The organism is Aureimonas sp. AU20 (assembly GCF_001442755.1).
GTDB lineage: Bacteria > Pseudomonadota > Alphaproteobacteria > Rhizobiales > Rhizobiaceae > Aureimonas.
Genome location: NZ_CP006367.1, coordinates 2,759,796 through 2,778,769, shown reverse-complemented (window position 1 = coordinate 2,778,769; position 18,974 = coordinate 2,759,796). Strand labels below are relative to the sequence as shown.

At 60.3% G+C, this 18,974-nt stretch carries 25 protein-coding genes and 2 tRNA genes; 9 read left to right on the top strand and 18 right to left on the bottom strand.

Annotated features, from left to right (window positions below; genetic code table 11):
* The first annotated feature begins 585 nt into the window (after positions 1–585).
* Genes M673_RS12380 through M673_RS12350 form a run of 7 tightly spaced genes read left to right on the top strand, consistent with a single transcriptional unit; the run spans position 586 to position 6,505 of the window.
* On the top strand, positions 586–867 hold the full coding sequence (locus M673_RS12380) for a head-tail connector protein (protein ID WP_061976343.1): 282 nt from the start codon (positions 586–588) through the stop codon (positions 865–867).
* A complete protein-coding gene (locus M673_RS12375; protein WP_061976342.1) occupies positions 867–1,241 on the top strand; it encodes an HK97-gp10 family putative phage morphogenesis protein in 375 nt (124 codons plus the stop codon). The genes M673_RS12380 and M673_RS12375 overlap by 1 nt, the downstream gene beginning before the upstream one ends.
* Positions 1,238–1,702 (top strand): DUF3168 domain-containing protein, encoded by a 465-nt coding sequence (locus tag M673_RS12370; protein WP_187301262.1) that lies wholly within the window; start codon positions 1,238–1,240, stop codon positions 1,700–1,702. Before M673_RS12375 ends, M673_RS12370 begins: the two co-directional genes overlap by 4 nt.
* Positions 1,699–2,019, top strand: coding sequence for a head-tail adaptor protein (locus M673_RS12365; RefSeq protein ID WP_061976340.1), 321 nt, complete (start codon positions 1,699–1,701; stop codon positions 2,017–2,019). Before M673_RS12370 ends, M673_RS12365 begins: the two co-directional genes overlap by 4 nt.
* Positions 2,016–2,417, top strand: a complete 402-nt coding sequence (locus M673_RS23685) for a phage terminase small subunit P27 family (protein WP_187301261.1) — start codon at positions 2,016–2,018, stop codon at positions 2,415–2,417. Before M673_RS12365 ends, M673_RS23685 begins: the two co-directional genes overlap by 4 nt.
* Positions 2,389–4,005, top strand: coding sequence for a terminase large subunit (locus tag M673_RS12355; protein WP_061976338.1), 1,617 nt, complete (start codon positions 2,389–2,391; stop codon positions 4,003–4,005). Before M673_RS23685 ends, M673_RS12355 begins: the two co-directional genes overlap by 29 nt.
* A 13-nt stretch (positions 4,006–4,018) precedes the next feature.
* Positions 4,019–6,505, top strand: coding sequence for a hypothetical protein (locus M673_RS12350; protein ID WP_061976337.1), 2,487 nt, complete (start codon positions 4,019–4,021; stop codon positions 6,503–6,505).
* A 920-nt stretch (positions 6,506–7,425) separates the two neighbouring features.
* Here the strand turns inward: M673_RS12350 and M673_RS12345 are convergent.
* Positions 7,426–7,893 (bottom strand): hypothetical protein, encoded by a 468-nt coding sequence (locus M673_RS12345; protein ID WP_061976336.1) that lies wholly within the window; start codon positions 7,891–7,893, stop codon positions 7,426–7,428.
* Between the two features lie 310 nt (positions 7,894–8,203).
* Here M673_RS12345 and M673_RS12340 point away from each other — a divergent pair, with 310 nt between their 5' ends.
* Complete coding sequence (locus tag M673_RS12340) at positions 8,204–8,629, top strand: hypothetical protein (RefSeq protein WP_061976335.1); 426 nt, start codon at positions 8,204–8,206, stop codon at positions 8,627–8,629.
* Positions 8,630–9,157: 528 nt separating this feature from the next.
* Here the strand turns inward: M673_RS12340 and M673_RS12335 are convergent.
* Positions 9,158–9,232 (bottom strand) — tRNA-Gln (locus tag M673_RS12335).
* A 173-nt stretch (positions 9,233–9,405) separates the two neighbouring features.
* Between M673_RS12335 and M673_RS12330 the strand changes: the two genes are divergently transcribed.
* Positions 9,406–9,482 (top strand) — tRNA-Pro (locus M673_RS12330).
* Positions 9,483–9,545: 63 nt separating this feature from the next.
* On the opposite strand, the gene M673_RS12325 is transcribed toward M673_RS12330, so the two are convergent.
* The 16 genes from M673_RS12325 to M673_RS12255 all read right to left on the bottom strand — a co-directional run bounded on the left by M673_RS12325 (position 9,546) and on the right by M673_RS12255 (position 18,863).
* Positions 9,546–10,643, bottom strand: coding sequence for a site-specific integrase (locus M673_RS12325; protein WP_061976334.1), 1,098 nt, complete (start codon positions 10,641–10,643; stop codon positions 9,546–9,548).
* A 199-nt stretch (positions 10,644–10,842) separates the two neighbouring features.
* Positions 10,843–11,133, bottom strand: a complete 291-nt coding sequence (locus tag M673_RS12320; RefSeq protein ID WP_061976333.1) for a hypothetical protein — start codon at positions 11,131–11,133, stop codon at positions 10,843–10,845.
* A complete protein-coding gene (locus tag M673_RS12315; RefSeq protein ID WP_061976332.1) occupies positions 11,130–11,627 on the bottom strand; it encodes a DUF551 domain-containing protein in 498 nt (165 codons plus the stop codon). Before M673_RS12315 ends, M673_RS12320 begins: the two co-directional genes overlap by 4 nt.
* Entirely contained in the window at positions 11,624–12,502 is an 879-nt protein-coding gene (locus M673_RS12310) for a hypothetical protein (RefSeq protein WP_061976331.1), read from the bottom strand. The genes M673_RS12315 and M673_RS12310 overlap by 4 nt, the downstream gene beginning before the upstream one ends.
* A 2-nt stretch (positions 12,503–12,504) precedes the next feature.
* Entirely contained in the window at positions 12,505–13,185 is a 681-nt protein-coding gene (locus M673_RS12305; RefSeq protein WP_061976330.1) for a hypothetical protein, read from the bottom strand.
* On the bottom strand, positions 13,182–13,838 hold the full coding sequence (locus M673_RS12300) for a hypothetical protein (RefSeq protein ID WP_061976329.1): 657 nt from the start codon (positions 13,836–13,838) through the stop codon (positions 13,182–13,184). Before M673_RS12300 ends, M673_RS12305 begins: the two co-directional genes overlap by 4 nt.
* A complete protein-coding gene (locus tag M673_RS12295) occupies positions 13,835–14,146 on the bottom strand; it encodes a hypothetical protein (RefSeq protein WP_061976328.1) in 312 nt (103 codons plus the stop codon). The genes M673_RS12300 and M673_RS12295 overlap by 4 nt, the downstream gene beginning before the upstream one ends.
* 50 nt (positions 14,147–14,196) lie before the next feature.
* The gene (locus M673_RS12290; protein ID WP_061976327.1) at positions 14,197–14,592 is read right to left on the bottom strand and encodes a hypothetical protein; all 396 of its coding nucleotides are present in this window, start codon (positions 14,590–14,592) and stop codon (positions 14,197–14,199) included.
* Positions 14,592–15,104 carry a hypothetical protein gene (locus M673_RS12285; protein ID WP_061976326.1) on the bottom strand — a complete coding sequence of 171 codons (513 nt, stop codon included), beginning with the start codon at positions 15,102–15,104 and terminating at the stop codon, positions 14,592–14,594. Before M673_RS12285 ends, M673_RS12290 begins: the two co-directional genes overlap by 1 nt.
* Positions 15,101–15,733, bottom strand: a complete 633-nt coding sequence (locus tag M673_RS12280; RefSeq protein ID WP_244493164.1) for a lambda exonuclease family protein — start codon at positions 15,731–15,733, stop codon at positions 15,101–15,103. The genes M673_RS12285 and M673_RS12280 overlap by 4 nt, the downstream gene beginning before the upstream one ends.
* Entirely contained in the window at positions 15,730–16,446 is a 717-nt protein-coding gene (locus tag M673_RS12275; RefSeq protein ID WP_082639409.1) for an ERF family protein, read from the bottom strand. Before M673_RS12275 ends, M673_RS12280 begins: the two co-directional genes overlap by 4 nt.
* Positions 16,443–16,787 (bottom strand): hypothetical protein, encoded by a 345-nt coding sequence (locus M673_RS12270; RefSeq protein ID WP_061976325.1) that lies wholly within the window; start codon positions 16,785–16,787, stop codon positions 16,443–16,445. The genes M673_RS12275 and M673_RS12270 overlap by 4 nt, the downstream gene beginning before the upstream one ends.
* 363 nt (positions 16,788–17,150) lie before the next feature.
* Positions 17,151–17,408 (bottom strand): hypothetical protein, encoded by a 258-nt coding sequence (locus tag M673_RS12265; protein WP_061976324.1) that lies wholly within the window; start codon positions 17,406–17,408, stop codon positions 17,151–17,153.
* 195 nt (positions 17,409–17,603) lie between these two features.
* Positions 17,604–18,041 carry a hypothetical protein gene (locus tag M673_RS12260; protein ID WP_148640061.1) on the bottom strand — a complete coding sequence of 146 codons (438 nt, stop codon included), beginning with the start codon at positions 18,039–18,041 and terminating at the stop codon, positions 17,604–17,606.
* Positions 18,025–18,249, bottom strand: a complete 225-nt coding sequence (locus tag M673_RS24265) for a hypothetical protein (protein ID WP_148640060.1) — start codon at positions 18,247–18,249, stop codon at positions 18,025–18,027. The genes M673_RS12260 and M673_RS24265 overlap by 17 nt, the downstream gene beginning before the upstream one ends.
* 14 nt (positions 18,250–18,263) lie before the next feature.
* The gene (locus tag M673_RS12255; RefSeq protein WP_062215165.1) at positions 18,264–18,863 is read right to left on the bottom strand and encodes a LexA family protein; all 600 of its coding nucleotides are present in this window, start codon (positions 18,861–18,863) and stop codon (positions 18,264–18,266) included.
* Between the last annotated feature and the right edge of the window lie 111 nt (positions 18,864–18,974).

Sequence of the window (18,974 nt, the reverse complement as noted above, 5' to 3'; positions counted from 1 at the left end):
GTTTGATCCGCGCGAGCTTTGGCGCAAAGTTGTCGCCCAAGCCGTTAGGGACGCTCTTTCTACATGGAAAGACGTAGATAGCGCTCATAATCGCAGGACGGCGCGCGCATGGTTCGCGTCCAATAGTGAGGACTTCCGCGAAGTCTGCGAAATGGCCGAGCTAAACCCGGCTCACGTCAAGGAATCTATGAAGGAGACAATTCTCGCTCAAGACGAGGGTGAGTTCACTGCCATAAGAGAACGATGCGGGAAACAAAAACGTAAGGAAGCATCAGTTCGGAGCGATCGTCGCGGCCGTATCGGCGCAATCTACATTATGGATGGGATCGAAGACACGATACCGGGATGGGCTCGGCGCATGAACATTCCGCCGTACTCGATCGCTAACAGATTGAACTCGGGTAAGCAGTTCGAAGTCGCGATCAAAGAGGCTGTAGAGGCGAGGAAGTCCGGTAGGTTACGAGGAAGGCCGGTAAGTAAACGCTAACAGTCTGGACCGGGGGTATGTTAGAATTTTCGAAGAAAAGCTGAGGACCGGCGCGGTTCCCTCCGCGCGTGATTGTCTGAAATTGGGATTTTTTCGAAATGGCACCCTCCGTCGCCGACTTGAAGGCGCAATTGACGATCGAACACGATGAAGACGACGCTCTTCTCGCCGGTAAGATCACGGCGGCGACCGGCTACATGCTCGACTATACGGGACGCGACGAAATTCCCAAAGGGGAGCGGGCGGCGAGCGCCTACCGCGAAGCGATCCTTCTAACGGCCGCGCATCTCTACACACACCGGGGCGATGGCTCCGAAATCGTGGACATTCCCGCGACCGCTCGCCGTCTCGTCGCTGCCTACTACGATTGGCCTATCTAATGGCCCGCACCGATCAACAGCTTGCGCGCCTTCGGAAACGGTTCGAAGCGGTCCCGGCGAGCGTGAAAGCGGCCCTCGAAATCGAGCTAGACCGTTGCGCTCGCGAACTCGTCGCCCTGGCCGTGACGCTTGCGCCGGCCGACTCCGGCGACCTCAAGGCTTCGATCCATTTCGTGAAGGGTGAACACGACCTCGCGCGCAAGATCGTGGCCGGGGATGCCGAAGCGTTTTACGCCCGATGGGTGGAGTTCGGCACCGTCGAGCAGCCCGCGCAAGCGTTCCTCTTCCCGGCCTATCGGCTTCTGCGCGACAAATTTCAGCGCCGGTTGACGAACGCGAGCGGTAAGGCCATCCGAAAGGCATGGGGCCGATGACCGCGATTACACCTCGCGAGGCTATCGAAGCGGCCTATGCCGTGCTTCCCGCCGACCCCGCGCTCGCACTCCAAGCCGCTATCCGTGAACGCCTTCTCTCGTCTCCGATCATGGGCGCGATCTTCGCTCCTATGGCGATCGTGGATGGCCCGCGTCATCCGAACATGTTTCCTTCGATCACGTTCGGCACTCCGCAGACGATCGCGAACGACCTAACCTTAGCGCGTCGTCATGCGACGATCGCGCTCGACCTTCACATTTGGACGCGGGAAGAGGCATCCGTCGAGGCTTCCAAGCTCGCTGGAATCGTCCGCTCTGCGCTCTTCGCTTCCCCTCTCACATCACCGGAAATCAGCTTTGCGGACGTTCGTTATCAGGGCACTCGCATCCTTCGCGATTCTTCTAGCCAGCACGGCCACGCCGTCGTCAGCGTCGAGGCTATCGCACGGTGGCGCCAATGAGCCTCATAGCTTCGAAGCTCGTGCATCGGATTACGATCGAACGCGCCAATCAAACCGCTGACCGCTACGGCGCTATGATCGAGACATGGGCGCCGCTCGCTTCCGTCCGGGCTGAGATTGTCGAGGAACGTCACCAGCGCGAGAACGAAGACGAGCGCGAGATTGATGCGTCCAACATCGTCCTGCGCGCTCGTCGCCTTCCTGGCCTTTCGTTGTCCGACCGTGTGACCCTAGCCGGCCAGACGTTTGCGATCGTCTCGTTCGCTCCGACCGAAGACCGGCGCGGCGTCGAGATCACATGCGAGGTTCGCGCGTGAGGGGCCGCAAGCCAAATGAGATCGCGGCCGGCTCGTCACCGATCGGCACCGTCCCGCGCCCTCCGGCCTGGCTGTCAGCGGATGCGAAACGCGAGTGGAAGCGGGTCGCGCCGATCCTTGTTGAACGCGGCCACCTCGAAGACGCGGACCTCTCCATTCTGGCGAATTGCTGCGATGCCTTCGGAACCATGGTCGCCATGGCGCGGAAGATTGAAACGGAAGGCGCGACGATCCCGAATGCGCGCGGCGAACTTAAGCGGAATCCGGCGACCGGGATCAAGAACGAAGCCGCGATCCGTCACAAACAGCTTTGCGCAGAACTCGGCCTGACGCCCGTTTCTCGCGCGCGATCCAATTTCAAGGTAGCGAATGACGACGACCTATCCTTCTTGGATTGATGACGGTTCGCCGATCCCCGATCCGTTTGGATATGGGGAGCGCGCCGTCCGCTTCCTCCGTGAACTTCGACACCCCAAATCGGCCCAACCGGGCCGACGCTTCCAGCTTGACCCTTGGGTGGAGCGAATCGTCCGCCGCATCTATGGGCCGCGCCATCCTGACAAGACGCGTATCGTGAAAACCGTTTTCGCGATGATCCCGCGCGGCAACCGGAAGACGACGCTCGGCGCGGCGCTGACGCTCCTCCATTCCATCGGCCCGGAGAAGACGGCGCGCGGACAGATCGTTTGCGCGGCGGCAGATCAGAAACAGGCGCGCATTGCGTTTGAGGAAGCTGTCGAAATGATCCGCGCCGATCGTCGCCTTGGCGCCATCACCGACATTGCCGACTATCGGAACCGCTTCCGCGATCTTCGATCCGGTTCGATCGTTGAGGCTATTAGCGCCGACGCGAAGACCCAACACGGCAGAACGCCGACGTTCACGCTCATGGATGAAATTCATGCGTGGCCGAAGCGCGACCTCTGGGAAGCTCTCAAGACCGGCCTTATCAAGACGCCGGGCTCGCTCAACGTCATCACCACGACCGCAGGGCGCGGGCAGAACTCAATTGCGTGGGAGCAATACCAATACGCCCGTGCCGTTGCGCGCGGCGAGATAGATGACCCCGCGACCCTACCAATCCTCTTCGAGGCGCCCAAGGACTGCGACTGGACTGACGAAGCGATTTGGCACCGGGTGAATCCCGGCCTCGCATGTGGGTATCCCGATCTTGCCGGCCTGCGTCAGTACGCCCGCGAGATCGCGAACCGCCCGAGCGAGCGAACTTCTTTTCAGCAACTCAACCTCAATATCTGGCAGGACCAAAGCCTTTCGCCGTTCGTGGACACGGCAACCTATGACAAGGGTGCCGCGCCGCTCGGCGAAGACGTTTTCGAGCGCCTTCGCGACGAAGATTGCTACATCGCCGTTGACGCATCCGTTTCCACCGATCTTACGGCCGTCGTCGCGGCGTGGCGCGATCCCGAAGACCCGGATGGCTTCATCGTTCTTCCTCATTTCTTCTGTCCGGAGGATGAGCTTCCGAAGAAAAGCGACGTTGACCGCGTGCCGTATGTTGCCTGGGCCGAAGCCGGCTACATCACTCCGACCCCTGGCGGCGCGATCGATTATAGCTACGTGGTCGAACACATCGCCCGTCTGCACGATCGGTTCTATGTGACCGACATCGTTTATGACCGGGCGTATGCCACTCCGATCGCACTTGGCTTGCAGGGGCTTGGGATCGCAGCACACGCATTGCCGCTTGATAACAGGACGCAAGCCGCAGGCGTTGCCGTTCTGGAACGCGCAATTGTTGGCCTGAAGCTTCGGCATGGTGGCCACCCAATCCTTCGATGGAACGTCGAGAACGTCTCCATCTATGAGGGACCTTCCGGCCTTCGCACGATGCACAAGAGCAAGTCGCGTACCCGCATCGATGGTGCCTCCGCCGCGTGGATGGCCGTCTCCCGTGCCGCGTTCAACCGACCCAAACCCAATCCTATGGCCGATCCCGACTATGACGCGGCGGCCGAATTTGCATAAGGAATCCTGACGAATGGCGCGCGCGCCCGAGTTCGACCTATCCGTTCAAATCGAAGCGAAGATGGATCGTCTGCAAAAGCAGATGGACCGGGCGGACAAGCTCGTCGCTCGCCAGTTCCAGAACATGCAGCGGTCGGCCGACCGCTCTGCGAAGGCTATGGAAGATCGCATGTCGTCTTCGGCCTCTCGCATCAACCAATCGCTCAGCACGATCGGGAAGGGGCTTGCCGGCGCCTTGGCTATCGGCGGCGTTGGTCAGCTTGTCTCTCAGTACCGAGAAGTTGTGACGAGCATTGCCAACATCGGCAATGAGGCTCGTCGCGCCGGCCTCTCGACTAAAGCGTTTCAGGAACTTCAGCACGTCGCCACACAAACGCGCATTCCTATGGACGCGCTCGTTGACGGCATGAAGGAGCTTTCCCTTCGCGCCGACGAGTTCGCCGTAACAGGTGCTGGCTCAGCCGCAGAAGCCTTCCGACGCATCGGCTATGACGCTACGACCCTCAAAGAGGCGCTGAAAGACCCTTCGGCGCTTCTCGTTGAGATCGTCTCCCGAATGCAGAAACTTAACAAGGCGGCTCAAATCCGGGTTGCTGACGAGCTTTTCGGTGGAACGGGCGGCGAGCAGTTTGTCGAGCTCCTGCGCCACGGTGCGACCGGCATTCGAACCATGATCGCCGAAGCGAATTCTTTCGGCCTCGTTATGGACGACGCTTTCATCGATAAGGCCGACGAGGTTGATCGAAAGTTCGACCTATTGTCCAAGCGCATCGGGACAGGGGTCAAGGGCGCAATTATCGAGGCGACCGACGCCCTCGGCATCTTTCTCGACCGATTCAAGGAATATCAGGACCAGCAGTCTCAGACGCTTCTCGCTTCGCGTTCGCTCGCGGTAAGGTCTCGCGACGACGCCCAACGGCGGATCGATGGAAGCTATCTGCCTGAAATGCTTCTAACGCCGCTCCGTAAACAGGTCGAAGCGTCGAACGCTGAAATCGAGCGTATCGACAAGGCGCTCGCCGCGCGTGGCGACACCGCAGCGAACGGGATCAACCGGCTTGGCACCGCGGCTGATGCCGCAGCGAATAAGCTTGGTGGCATCACCCCGCCCGCGACTTCCGCGCGCCAAGCCGAGACCGCGAGCATGGCCGCGCTTAGCCGTTTCAACGATGCGGAAGCCCGCACTATTGCTAAGAAAGGGATGCTCGACCTCATCGGGTACGCCGAAGGCACCGACAAGGGCAGGGGCTATAACGAGACCCTGGCTTTCGGGAAGTTCACGGGCGGCGACGTGAACCTCACTCAGATGACATTGAACGAGGTTCTGGCGCTTCAAAAGAAGATGCTGGCGCACCCTGATAACAAGTTCAACTCGTCAGCCGTCGGGCGCTACCAGATCGTTTCGAAGACCATGCGCGGCCTCATGGGCGACATGGGACTAACCGGCGAAGAGTTCTTCGACGCTGGAATGCAGGACCGCATGGCGCAACAGCTTCTCCGGCGCCGTGGGAACGACCTCGGCGGCTTGCGCAATGAATGGGAGGGACTTCGCCGCGTTCCCGATGGCGCGATCAGCACGGCCATGGGCGCCACGACGCAGACCTTGCCGGGGCGCGACGAAGGCGTTCAAACGAAGATCGACAAGAACAAGGAACTCGCGACGAGCTACCGGGAGATCATCAACGGCGCCGTCGAGATGATCGCGAACAGCAATGTCGAGATTCAGACCTATGGCATGACGGCCAGCGCTGCGAGCCGCCTTCGGATCGAACAAGACCTATTGAACCAGGCCAGTGCGCGCGGCATCGCGCTTTCGCCCGAACAGCGCGCGCAGCTAAGCCAGCTTGCGGCCGGCATGGCGGAAGTCGAGAACGCCGCTGAAAAGGCCGCGCACAAGCAGGAAGAACTCAAGGCCGCGCAAGACTTCCTTGCAAGCGGCGTCTCCGGGTTCTTCTCGTCCATCATCACCGGAAGCGCCACGGCCGAAGAGGCGTTGCAGCGGATGCTTTCTATGTTGGCAGAAGCGGCGATCGAAGCCGCACTTTTTGGGAAGGGGCCGATGGCTGGCCTTTTCGGCGGCGGGCAGGGCGCCGGCATCCTGGGGAAGCTCTTCGGCTTTGCAGACGGCGGCATTGCTGCGAACGGGCGCCCGCAACCGCTGCCTCAGTTCGCTAAGGGAGGTGTTTCGCGTAGCGCTGCGATCTTCGGCGAAGCTGGGCCGGAAGCAGCCGTTCCGCTCCCTGACGGGCGATCGATTCCCGTCACGTTGTCAGCACCACCCATGCCCCGCATCGGCAACATGGGTGGCTCTTCGACGTCCAACATCACCCTAGCGCCGGCAATCACGGTGAACGTCGAGGGCGGATCGCAGGGCCGCGAAGCTGACGAGAAGCAGGGAAAGGCCATCGCCCAAGCCGTAGACGCTCAAATTCGGGCAACGGTTGCCCAAGAGCTTCGAACAGCGATGCGGCCGGGCGGTCTCATGCGGGGCGGAAGATGAATCGAGCCGTTGCACTTACGTTGCGGTTTCACTTGCCCTGTGTGCGCTCCGCTGCAAACAAAATGCAAACGACAACAAAGCAAAGCTTGTGCCTCAAGCGTGAGATGTGAGATTCTATAGTCGTTCTGAAAAGCGCTACGGCATGGCGCAACTCCTACGAATGGTGCCCGGCGCGGCTGAAAGGTCGCGCCGGTTTTCTTTTGTCTACCACCATTCGCGAGTCTCCTGTGTTTTCCCTTTCGTCTACTGAAAGCCGCTTTCGTATCGTTCGGATCGCAGCATCCGACACGGAACACGATCTTGAGCTAGATGATTTGCAGAATGCCGCCCTTGAGGCCGCGTTGTCTGATTTGGACGCCCTAGTAGCTCCCGCTGACGAAAACGACGAAGACCCGTCGCCGACCACTCCCGCATTAAGTCCGCAACAAATCGCCGATCTTCTCCGACGCCAGCTTCTCGGCGACGAAAAGAGAAGCGATGACGAGCCTACGCGCGACGAGTTAGCGGAACTCTTCGATGAACTGGACGCGATCACAGCCGATCCCGCGTTCGATGAGTTCGCGGCCGAAGTTGGCAAATCGATTAATTCTGGCATCGCTCATTCTGATGCGTGGACCTCATGCGGAACCGTTGTCGCACAGGGTATTGCGGGCGCTTCCGACATGTCGGCTGATGCCGCGACGAGCACCCCGGCTGTATTAAAGGGTACTTACTCCCCTGACCCCTACACCCTCGACCTCGAAGAGCTAGACGCCGCTCTCGCCTCACCAGTCATCGAAGCGCCAGCATCGCCGGCTCACACGCTGACACCCGCCCGGTCACCCTCGTCGGTTCGCAACATCCTCGCAGCGGTGAACGCAACGAAGGCGTCCGCTTCCGCTTCCACACCCGCACCACTCCCGGCCGATCCGCCTAACGACCTACTGGCAGACGTAGACCTTCCGACGCCGGCACTCACGTTCACACACGGCCAGACCTACGCCTCGCCGAACTCGCTCGTTGCGATCACCCGGCGCTCTCTTCCCCGCTGGCGAGACCTGGACGAACGCGGGGTTGCCCTGGCCTATCATCGCGCGCTCGTCGCCGATCCCGAGCGCGAGGTTTACGCCTTCTCTCTTGAGTTCTCCGACCGCATCCGCGCGAAAGCCATCAACTCCGGCAAGTTCGCCTGCTACGTCGCCGCGCGCATCGCCCTTGAACTCCGAAAGCGTCTTCCCGGCGAGCCTCGCGATTTCGTTTTCGTGGTGGAAGCGAAGACCAGCAAGGTTGACCGGCCTCACGTTCACGGCGAACTCGTCTTCAAGCGCAAAGAGGCGCCCATTGTTGCCGAAGCCCTCGTTGCTGCCGGCGGTAAAGACTGGACGCCGAAACGACGCGGTGAACGCCAAGTTGACTTCTCACGCTTCCGACGCCCTGACGACTTCTGGCTTCGCAGCTACGGGCAGAAGACGCTTTCTCACACAAGGTCGGTCGTCCCCGGCCGTCTCATTACAGGGACGCGAGCGCTACGGGATGGCGCGAAGGCATTTTTCGAAGAGTGGCGCAAAGTAGAGAAGGTAAAGGCTGAGCTTGCAGTAGAAGATAAGTCAGCGTTGATTGAACCAGAAGATAATATTTCGACTTCGGCGGGTTTAACTATTGCAGAGCCTTTTCGAATAAAGCATAACACTCCGGCAACCATCCCCGGAGCGTTCGAACTTGTATTCCGAGCCGTCGAAGTATCTTCCAGATCAGGAAATCAACACCATCGCACAAGCGTTCGTAACGCTCGCGCGCGTCATCAACGAGCGTTCGGCCCTCGATGTGTCGGACGTGAAAGTCTGGTTCGGCCAGTATCTCGACCTATGGCCGGAGAGTGTGCAGCGCGACCTAGACGACATGCATCATGCAGAGCGCGAGGCCCGCCGCACAACGCTCGCCAGCATGATGCCGTCGCCTCAGATAGTCCCGGCCGCTGCCGCCCTGTCGCTCGCGAGCGTTCTCGCCAGTGCGCGGCGCCCTGAGCGGAATTTGACTATCGATACTGAGGTTAAGGTCGCGGCTTCCCTCTCTAATGAAGAGCTAAATGAACTCGCCAGCTACACGCTTGACGAACTCATAGAGGGCTTGGACCACGTCAGGTGATTCCACCTTTCGGAAACCCGATTTCCCTGATACGGAATCGGAAAGAGCGGCACGGTTGTGGAGACCGTACCGCCCTGGCAGAGCCAGCCTTGTGGAAGGGCTAGGTGCGCCCGTGACCCTTTTGGAAGGGGTCCGTTTGAAAGTCGATTGTGGGGTGGGAGTGAGCTTGCCGGCTACCCACCCTATCGACCCTTCCGATTTAGCACACTGAAAACAGCGACGGAAATGCGCTGAGCGCAGTATCCACAGGCCCAACGCTCAAATTCGTTGAAAGCCTGTGGATAACCTGTGGATAAACATGTGGATAAGATTTTTGCGCCTTAGAGCAGAAAGGCGTTCACGAAAATTTCGGCTGTTTTGAAATACTGCGGTTGGGCTGGGGAAAAGTCGCGCTTGACCCAGCGGGTCAACACCGATGATGTCAGATTTGGCTCTATCGATTGGAATATGCGTACAGGCCATGTGACTGGTACACATGGCCAAATCGCCGAACCCGTAAGTCTTTGAAATATAACAATTTCAGGCGGTTGGCTGGGGCGCCTGGATTCGAACCAGGGGATGGCGGTACCAAAAACCGCTGCCTTACCGCTTGGCTACGCCCCAAGACCGACGGCAAGTCCGCGCTCTCTATAGTCGGGCGCGGGCGTGCTGGCAACAGGGCGAGAGCCGATCAGGTGGCGAGGCGAGAGCGGATCGGGCTCTTTCGAAATTCCGCCCGCCGAGCGTGGAAAGGTGTTGCGGACTCATCTGCGTTTGGCTATATCCCCGCTCGGCCACGGAGTGTAGCGCAGCCTGGTAGCGCACCTCGTTCGGGACGAGGGGGTCGCAGGTTCAAATCCTGCCACTCCGACCAACACTCTCAAGGCCTTAGGCATACCGACTTCCTCTTCCTCCAAAAATTCGCTCAGATATTCGCTCAGATACGCGGTTTTCGTGACATTCGAGCCGTGGCGATGCTGGAGTGAAAGTCTGGCGAATGATGCCAGTAGGTCCGCTGCAGCTCCTCAGTCGTCACCCCTGTGAAACCCGACACCTCGTTGATGTTCACGCCCGCCTGCATGAGCCAGGTGATAGCTGTATGCCGAAGAGCGTGAGGGATCACGTCCTCTCCTAGCCCAGCATCCTCCCGGGCACTTCGAAACGACTTCTCCAACCGGCCAATTGCCCGACCTTGGTAGTGGATCACATTGAGGATTCCTTGGTCCTGTTTCTTCCAGCGCCGCATGTGAGCCAGCAGACGGTCGGGAATGCGGATGGTCGGCGTTCTCTTCTTCGTCTCGCGGGTTAGGGCTGGGCGTCGATAGAGGCGGGCGCTCTGCAGATCCGCCCATCCCCCAGTCGTATTCGGCATCCACTGAAGCCGAAGGATCGCATCATGCCGAGTGCCTGTATAAACGGCGATGAGGATGAACCGAACGAGGTGAAGGCGCTTGTCGTTTCCCTTCGATCTATAGCAGACCCAGACCAGTTTTGCGACTTCGTCCCGGGTCAGCCAGCGCTCTCGCGGGATTGATTTGGGAGGCAAGGTGAAGACCGGCTCGGCCTCCATGCCGTACTCCCGCTTGTAATGCTTTACGGCGGCTCTCAGGACTTCCAGATCGCGTCTTGCTGCAGCAGGCCGCCCTCTGTGTTCGGTGTACGCCCGACAGGTCGGGCCGAGAATGTCGGAGGCCTTCATCTTCCCCCAGAAGGCATCAAGGCGGAGTAGGGCGGATGCCGTTTCAGCCGGGCGAGCCGTGTCGGGTCCTTTCTCCCGGCCGTAGACGTTGAGGATGTCCGCTATCTCAAGCTCAGCACTTGCGCTGTTTCTGTGGACCGGGTCGTGCTTCTCGCCGAGGTATTCCGCGAGCTTTCTCTCAGCCTCTGAGCGGTCAGCCTCAGCGCATCCTGTGCGGACGTACTTGTCTCCGTCTCGGATGACCCAGTTGTAGCGGACGATGCCGGCTGCGCGCTCCGCATCGGTCGGGCGGTCGGCGCGACGCTGGAGCCTTGGGGGTGACTTTGGACGCGGCATTTCTGGTTCATAGCCTCCAATGCGGAACGGGTGACGAAGTCCTTGCCCGCGATTCGCAGCATTTCAAGATTACCCTTGCGGGCTTCGGTTCTGAGGCTGGCTGGAGTGATCATGCCGCCTAGGAAGAGGCGGCAGGCATCAGAGAGGCGAACGGGAACATCCGGCCCAATCCCAGCGGTAGGCGTGATTTGCTGTCCCATCACCGCTCCCCATCCTCGCGAGAGATCGCGGCGCGGCCAGCGGCGAACTCGCGCTGCATTGCTTCAGGCAGCTTTACCGTGTGGATCTTCCTATCTGGCCTCTCTTGGCTCATTGCGTCTGCGTGACGAGCTCGCATTTCCAGTCGCCCGCGCTGTTGGCAGACGACGCAAAGGTGGGCTCCCCAGTGATTGCGACCGCGCAAATTGAGTGAAATTCCGCACTCGTCACAAGTGGGGTTCACGACGCGATCCATCAGTACCCCGAAAGCCTCCGTCAGCTTCTCGCTCATGGCTGGCCTCCTTGGGAGAGATCGCGGGGCGGGGGTGGAAGGGGGCGCCAGTGAGTTGGATTGTGATAATAGATGCCGTCGTACTCAGTGCCGTTGCCGCCATTCCATTTATGGTCGCCTGATGCGTTTGGATCGAAGGTGGCAATAGCGGTCCAATCGCACATGCCATCTGCAAAGCTCTCACTGTAGAGCCACGTGCCGCCTGTGATGAGAACCGCCTCAGCATCTCTCGGCGCCGTCTCGATTGGCATCCAGCCGTCCTCAGCCCCCTTCTTCTCCGCCTCTGCCAGCGCTTCGGAGAGGCTGGCGATGGTGGCGAGAGCATCACATCGATCCTCGTCCAGACTTTCAAGAAGGCTCTCGAATTCGTCTCTAGTCCAAGTCGCTTTGCCGCCATCCATATGGTAGCGGCGCCAAGCATCCCAGCGCTGCATAGTCTTTTCGGTTGCCAACGGTTCGCGCAGACGCTCGATCAGGTCGTTGCCCTTGCTCATCGGGTGGCCTCCCTGGAAGCGGAGCGGGCGGCGGCGTGGAGGCCGTGTAGATCAGCCCGCCACGGGCTGTCCGTGAAGGGTTCGAAGCTGAAATGAGCGCGGAACCCAGACCCGAAGTCAAACCACACGTCCTTCGCGGTCAGCAGCCCATCAAGAACCGCCACCTTCGTCTGCGCCGCCTCTAGCGCCTTCCGCGCATCGTCACGATCGCGCTTCGTGACTTCAAGTTCTTCTGCTTGAGTTACAAATCTAGCCAACCGCATGCCATAGGCTTTGGTGAAACCGTTCGCTTTAGCATTTGCCCGTTCCAAATCCTCCCGCAGGCGCGCGGTGTCTTCGGGGGCGGGGTGGGCGTAGAGGGGGCGAATGTTCCGAATAGAGGGGGCGGCTTTTGGGCGGTAGCCTTCCAGTGCTGACGTCCAGTACCCCTCACAAAGATATTCGTACGTCCAAGCGACCGGCTCCACTGCCTCCCCGGCCGGGGCTGGCTCGGAGGTTTCGTCCGAACTCAGGCCGTTGCGATCCTGCCACTCTTCTTCCGTCGCAGGGTTGCCGATCGTAGCCGGGGCTGGCTCGGTGAGGGCGGCGCGGACGGCCTCAATCTTGTCCACGACCTTTGCGGCTTCTGCCGTTAGGTCGTCCATCGTCTTTTCGAAGCGGTCTGTCCCGCGATCGCGTCCTACGAACGACAAGAAGAGCTTTACGAAAAGGTCGGCGGCTTCTGCACCCTCCCGCACGGCATCTGCCGGCTGGGGTAAAGGGGTGGCGAGGGCGGCGATCTTCGCCTCAAGCGCTTCGATCACATGTCCGCGCCGATCCATCTCTTTGACAACCTCATCAAATGAAGCCGAGCGGGTCGTGTGTGAAATAGACATGTTTATTCGGCTCCTGTCGGGCCATCGAACCCGCCATTGCGGAGATCGGAAAGAACAGGCTTTGAGAGAGCTTTGGGCATTGGCATCCACCCAAGCGGCTGATGAAATTTTGACACTGGGCCACCAGCCCATGTCCATTTCTGCTGGCCGGTGTCTTCATCAATGAGCATGAGGGCCTCGCCCACATGACCTCCCGTAGTGGATAGCAGTACGTGCTCGTCCTCCGGTGCCGTGTCGATCGACTTCCAACCGTCATAGTTTGCCGCCGCCTCGGCTTCCCCGCTCTTTGCGGCCGGTGAGGGGTTGGGGGCAGGAGCGGCGGCCAAGGCTTCGGCCTCGTCAGCGTGGTCCAAATCATCAGCGCGCAAGAGAGACCGCAGCCGTGTCTTGAGACAGCGGTATGGCGACATCTTTGAGCGCGGGACATGACCGTAGGCAGAGTGGAAATCGTCGTAGGGCACCTGCACGAAATCAGGCGTCGGATTTGGGGCGGCTGCAACCATGGCGCGGTAGATGCTCGCGCGCGTTTCAGGATGGCCGATGCAGCTTGCCTCGTGCTCGGGATCGTCCCAGCCATAGATGCGGCCAGCGTCCACCATCTCGCGCGTGGGCTCCCTCGGAACCAGCACATACTCTTCGCTCTCCACGCTCACGGAAGGCGTGGCTGATGGGGTCTTGGTCATGCGGCGAGCCTTTCGCGAAGGTGCGCGGGCGCGTTGGCGTGGAAGACGGCGCGCGAGAAACCGAGCGGCGTAGCGCTCCGGATGTCGCCTCGATCGTCTGACGGGCTTGCGAAGTGGATGCGGTTGTCGGGAACGACACCGGAGAATTGCTGGCCGACCAACTTGGGCGGCATGACGAACCCGTTCATGGGCCAGATGCAGGTCTTCTTCGTGTAGTGGTCATCCTCGCACCAGCCGGTGTAGTCGGCCGGGTGGAAGTAGTGACCCGGCTTGCCGATGTGCGGGATGCTCGAAAGGATGCCGACAGGGTTTTCGAGGAAGCCCGGAGCCCCTGACCAAGCGATGGACTGACGGCACGCCTCGAAGATTTCCAAGGCGTCGCGCAGCATGTGGCCGCGCTTCTTTCCGTGATCGCGGGTGCCGCTGACTGAAACATGGGTGCAGGGAGGCCATGCGCCCACGAAGATGGGTCGATAGCCTTCGGGCGGCGTCCACGAGCGGGCATCACCCCAGACGAAATGGATCAGACCCTCGGTGCGGTCGCGGCGTATCGAATGCTGAACATCAACGCAGAAGCATTCAATGCCGGCCTCAGCCCAAGGTTGGGCTGCAACGCCAGTCCGGTCGCAGAGGAAGATGGCGCAGTCCTTCATTCCCCGCCCTCCTGGCTTGCGGAGGGAAGATTGGGGGAGGCTTTGGAAATGGCTTCGCGAGCGATCGGCTCGATGTCGGCCAGCTTCTCGGTCTGACGGCCGAAGTTGTGGTGCGCGATGTGAGCGATGGTCTGGAGCGCTTTTAGCAGATCGGGCGCGGCGGCGATCAGACGGGCGTTGGCCATTGGGTCATCGCCGTTCTGCCAGATATCAGCGATCGGCTTCTCTTCGGCTGCGCGGACTGTGATGCCAATTCGCTGCCGCATTGCGACATGCCAAGGCCCGGGCGTGTGGGTGATGTCCTTCATCTTAGGCCTCAATTGCATCGCCAGAGCGGCGTGATTTCGGGAAAGGTCACTCATCGGCGGGCCTCACGACGGGCAGCGCGAATGATCTCAATGGCTTCGTTGAACTGGCCGGTGACCTCGTACAGCTTCAAAGCCACGCCAACCGGGTCGGTGAAACCTTGTCGGGTCCACCAGTGCCGTTCGTTCATGGAGTGCTGTTCGCGGTGCTCTTCCGGCGTCAGTGGCAGGACGTGCCAGTCATCCGGCTTTCGTCCACCCGCTGTCTTAGGCTTGCGATGGAGAGGCTCGCCAAAGCGGATGTGGCAGGCTTCAACACCGGTCTGGAACGATACGACGCTCGGCAGTGTGCGGATGAAGGCGAGGTGATCCTTGTCTTCGATGCGCTTCGTCGTCTTGTCGTGGCGGTCAAGAGAGAAGGCAGTGTCGGGGAAGCGGATCATGGACATCACGCGGCCCTCACTTGCGTCAGGCTCTTGGCGTCGGTGTCGATCATCTGCGCGACGAAATCGAGCACACGATCTTTCGACTGCTGGAATTCCTGCTTGCCCATGGCCTTCATGGACTGCGAGCGAGCGACAAAGCGCGTCACCGTGGCTTCGCGCGCCGTAACGACCGAGAACGGGTCGATGGGCTCCATGAAGGCGGCAATCCGAACAGCTTCTGCCTTCGAAGCGCAGGTGATCGTCTGGCTGTCGCAGTAGCCGGTGGCGATCAGCGCATAATGGCGGAGGTGCTCGGCGCTCGGGAAGTCGCGGGCCATGCCCTCGGGCAGGTTCACCCAGGCCTCATGCAGGGCCGCGAAGTAGTGGTTGTGCGAGGCGATCGAACGCTCTTCCTCAGCCGACATGCGATAGCGCTCGCCGATCGTCAGGTGGCGGTCAGCCAGCTTCGCCATGTACGGGGCGGCCGGACGAAGGCACTCGCCGTCCCAATCAAAGATCAAGGCGGGGGTCTTCATGCCGCCACCGCCTGAGGCGGTTCGAACGCCTTCACCTGCGCGACCATATCGGCCAGCTGATCATTGAAGAGGTCCACGGCCTTGGAGAGGTCCGCGATATAGGCCTCGTCGCGATAGGCGCGCTTCACGAACAAGGGCAGGCCGGGCCAGTAGGCCACGAAGTCCACCCATTCCCGTTCCGCGACCCAAAGCTGGCCCTGGCACTGTGCGATGTGCTCGGGCGGGATCTCACCGCGCAGAAGCACGTCGATCAGGATGTGCGGGAGCTTGGTCTTGATCTCCAAAAGGCCATCGGCGCCGAGAAGGCTATCGGGGCTGCACCCCTTCTGGCCGGACCGGATGAACCCGACGAGATCGGGGTCGGCGTCAGCCATGAAGGCGTAGGCGCGGCGCGCGTCGTCCTCCATGGACCGGCCGCGCTCCATGTGCGCGTTCGTGTAGCTCTCCATGGGCTCGCCAGTCAGGATCTCGCCGGCGAGCTTGAGCATGTAGGTGCGGCGCGTCTTGCTCGCGGTGTCCCCCTTGCCCTTGGCAAGGACGGTGGCGAACATGCTGGCGGTCGGGATGCCGGCGCGCGCGGCGAACCATTCCGGCCCGCCCTGTTCCATGTCGAAGACCTGAGGGCTCACCGGCGCGCCGCCTTCTGCTTCAACATCCGCATGGCGCTGTCGAAGTCGCTCGCGAGGATGTCTTCCAAGCGCTCGTACCGGCCTACCTCTAAGAAGGCTTTCACGTTCGAGTTCGTGGCTTCCAGCATCTCGCGGATCTGGATCACCTGATCCTCGCTGATAGTGTCGACCGAACGAACGTTCGCGGTGCGACCATCGTCATCTTCAGAGGCCGCGAGCCCAAGAGCCTGCGTCAGAGAATAGCGCTGGAGGTAGGTCAGTGTGGAGCCGATCGCCTGAATAGCGTTCTTGCTTCCCGAGCTATCGGCAGGGCCGGCAAGCGTGTTCTCTTCGCTGTGGCCAGCCTCGTGAGAGAGGACACAGGTCACATGGATTCGCTCGTCCTGCCGCGTGCGAAACCGGTAGGACAGGCCGTGCTTGGAGATGATCGGATCGACCACACGGGCGATGGCCGCGAAGTCCGCGTACCGCTTGTTGTTGTGTCCGCTGGCGTTCTTCAGGATGACCGGAATTTCGGACTTCGCAGCCGACAGGGCAGCGTCAAAGGCGCGCCGTGCCTGCCCCGACTCCCACTTTTCCTGAAGTGTCAGAAGCTTCTCCAGCATCTCGACGCTTGCGCCCTTGGCAAGGGCATTGTTCAGCATCTCCATCGGAGTGACAGGCTGGCGCTCTGCAACGGGCGCCGTATCCATGTGGGTGAGGGCGTTGCTCATGCCGCTTCCGCCTTCTTCATGGCTTCTTCGGCGCGACGGAGCGAACCGTCCGCGTGAAACTCCTTGAGGATCGCGCAGGCCATGTCGTGTTCGAGCGGACCGCCGCCGTTGTACCGACGCACGATCTTGCCGGGGTATCCGCCCCGAAGATCCACGACCGTCATCTCTTCGACGCTGAAGCCGTCTCGGTCTGTCTCGTCACGGATGAAAGAGACCTTGGCCTGAAAGTCGCAGAAGTAGGCGCCGCCGACGTACATGGGCACGTCGAGATCGATCGTAGCGTTGGCCGGGCCTTCTGCTGGCTGATAGGTGCTGAAGCGGCTGTGAGAGAGCATGTTCATGCGAATGCTCCGAGGCTATGCGCGAGGTAGAGAACCAGCGCGGCGGTGAGGATGATGGAGACCATGAGGATGCGGGCGGGGAGCTTGTCGGTACGCGGCGTCATGCTCGGCCCTCCGCCTTGGCGATGGCGGCAGAGCGGAAGAGGCAATGCTCCCACTTGTTCAGGACAGGCCAGTAACCCTGCCTGCCGTAGAGAACAAAAGTGTCGTCCGACCATAAAACGGTCGTGTCACTCCACGTATAGCCTTCGTCGTTATCGCAATTCGGACCAGACACTTCACATTGAGTGCCAACTGCGGGACGGTATGGGGGAAGCCGACGCAGACCCTTCACGGGCGATGTCAGCATTGCCATGAAGGCGCTCATCGTCCCTGCTCCGTCGAAGCAGTGCGATAGCCGCTGAAGGCTTCCTGATGGCGAAGGGCGTCTACCTTGGCGATGCCCATTCCAACCCACATGAAGTAGGCGAGGAACATCACACCAGCGGTGATGGAGAGCCCGTACATCAGGCCGCAGAAGAACCGGCCGTGATCGTCACGCTGGTTGCCGTACTCGCCGCGAATGTCTTCGTCGGCGACTGTGAAGAAGGGGCCGGGATCGTGGGCTTCGTTGCGGGCCATCTTGGCGCTCCATCGTCTGGGGATGGAGGCAATATCGCACTTTATGCGATGCTCGACAAGACCATTATCGAAAAATATGCGATATAAAGTGAGAGGCACGCTACCTAGGCGCACTGCTCGCAGAAAATTTTTGGCAAAAAATAAGCCCCGCCGGATCGCTCAGGCGGGGCTAGGAAGCGCTAATAGGGGGGGCGACTAAGGGGTGGCGGTGAAGAATGTTGATATGATGGGCCACTTCAAAAGCAAGGTGATCGCCGCGACTGATAGGGCCGCCAACCCAGTCCCATACTGGACGAACTGAGATGTACTCATCTTCGCCTCTAGCGCCCCTTCGATATGGCTAACCCGAGACTCTACCCGCCCGATCCGATCGCTGAGGCGATTTTCGACATCAGCAAGGTCAGACTTCGTGACCATCACCGCGCTCATAGCTATCAGCCTCTCATCAATGCGCCCCAGGAGCACCTTGATGTCGGTCATATCGCTTTCGAGCTTGGCTACACGAGTTTCCATGCCGTCATATGTGCCCCCGCCACCCCCTGTTGTCGAGGGATGATCCTGGCGACGAGCTTGCGCCGCTGCGGTTTTGGCCTCGAAGTCAGCCTGCCTAGATTCGTCAACGGCTCCCATCATGCCACCCCGTTAACGTCTCGAAGGCCTTGTTCAAATCCTCAGATGCCTTGCCAATCTTCTCTATGGCTTCAACGGAAGGCTTTCCGTCCATCGCAATGGAGGCCAGTGCTCGCTGTATCGCTAGAAGCCCGCTGGCAGCGACCAGCGCGACGTAGGCAACGTCTCCACGGGTCGCTGTTCCGTCGTATTTCTCATCATCAAACGGCATCTAACAGCCCGCCATCAGAGATCCGTTATTACGCGACGCACCCGGCCGAAGACGTAAAGCTCTCGCTCTCCGACAGGTACAGCGTAGTGGTTTGGGTTGAAGGATTGCGGCACGAGCATAGGCTCGGGCTCTTTCCGAAACTGTTTGAAGGTCGCAGCGCCATCGTCCAGCGAGAAAATGTAGTGTTTTCCATCCATCGGATCGTGCTCGGCGCGGTTCACGATCACGACCGAACCCGGAGGGGCTAGCCGGTCCATTGAGTCGCCATCCACTTCCAACGCGAACCAGTCACCACGCGGAAGGTGGGAGACCTTGATGTGGCGCTCAATATCCGCTTCTCGAACCCCGTCCTGATTGCGGAACTTGCCAGCGCTAATGCGCGAAAGAACGGGCACCAAAACCGTATCGTCGGCTTCGCCCGCCTCAGAGGCAACGTAGATATCCGACGGATCTACGCCGAAAATCTCAGATAGCCGGGTCTCGTGCTTGGGCATTATGCGCGTGTGCGCATTTTCCATTCGGCTAACGGTTTGCCAGGAAACACCCAACTCGTCCGCTAGGTCGGACTGCGTCCATTTTCTCGAATCCCGAAAATGCTTGATGCGATTGTCCATGCCACAACCGCTACCAGCCATCGCAGAAAATGCGTATCGCATGAAATTTGATGTTCCAACTTGAAGATATCGCAGAATGTGCGATATTAAGGCCTCCACACTGGAGCCCTT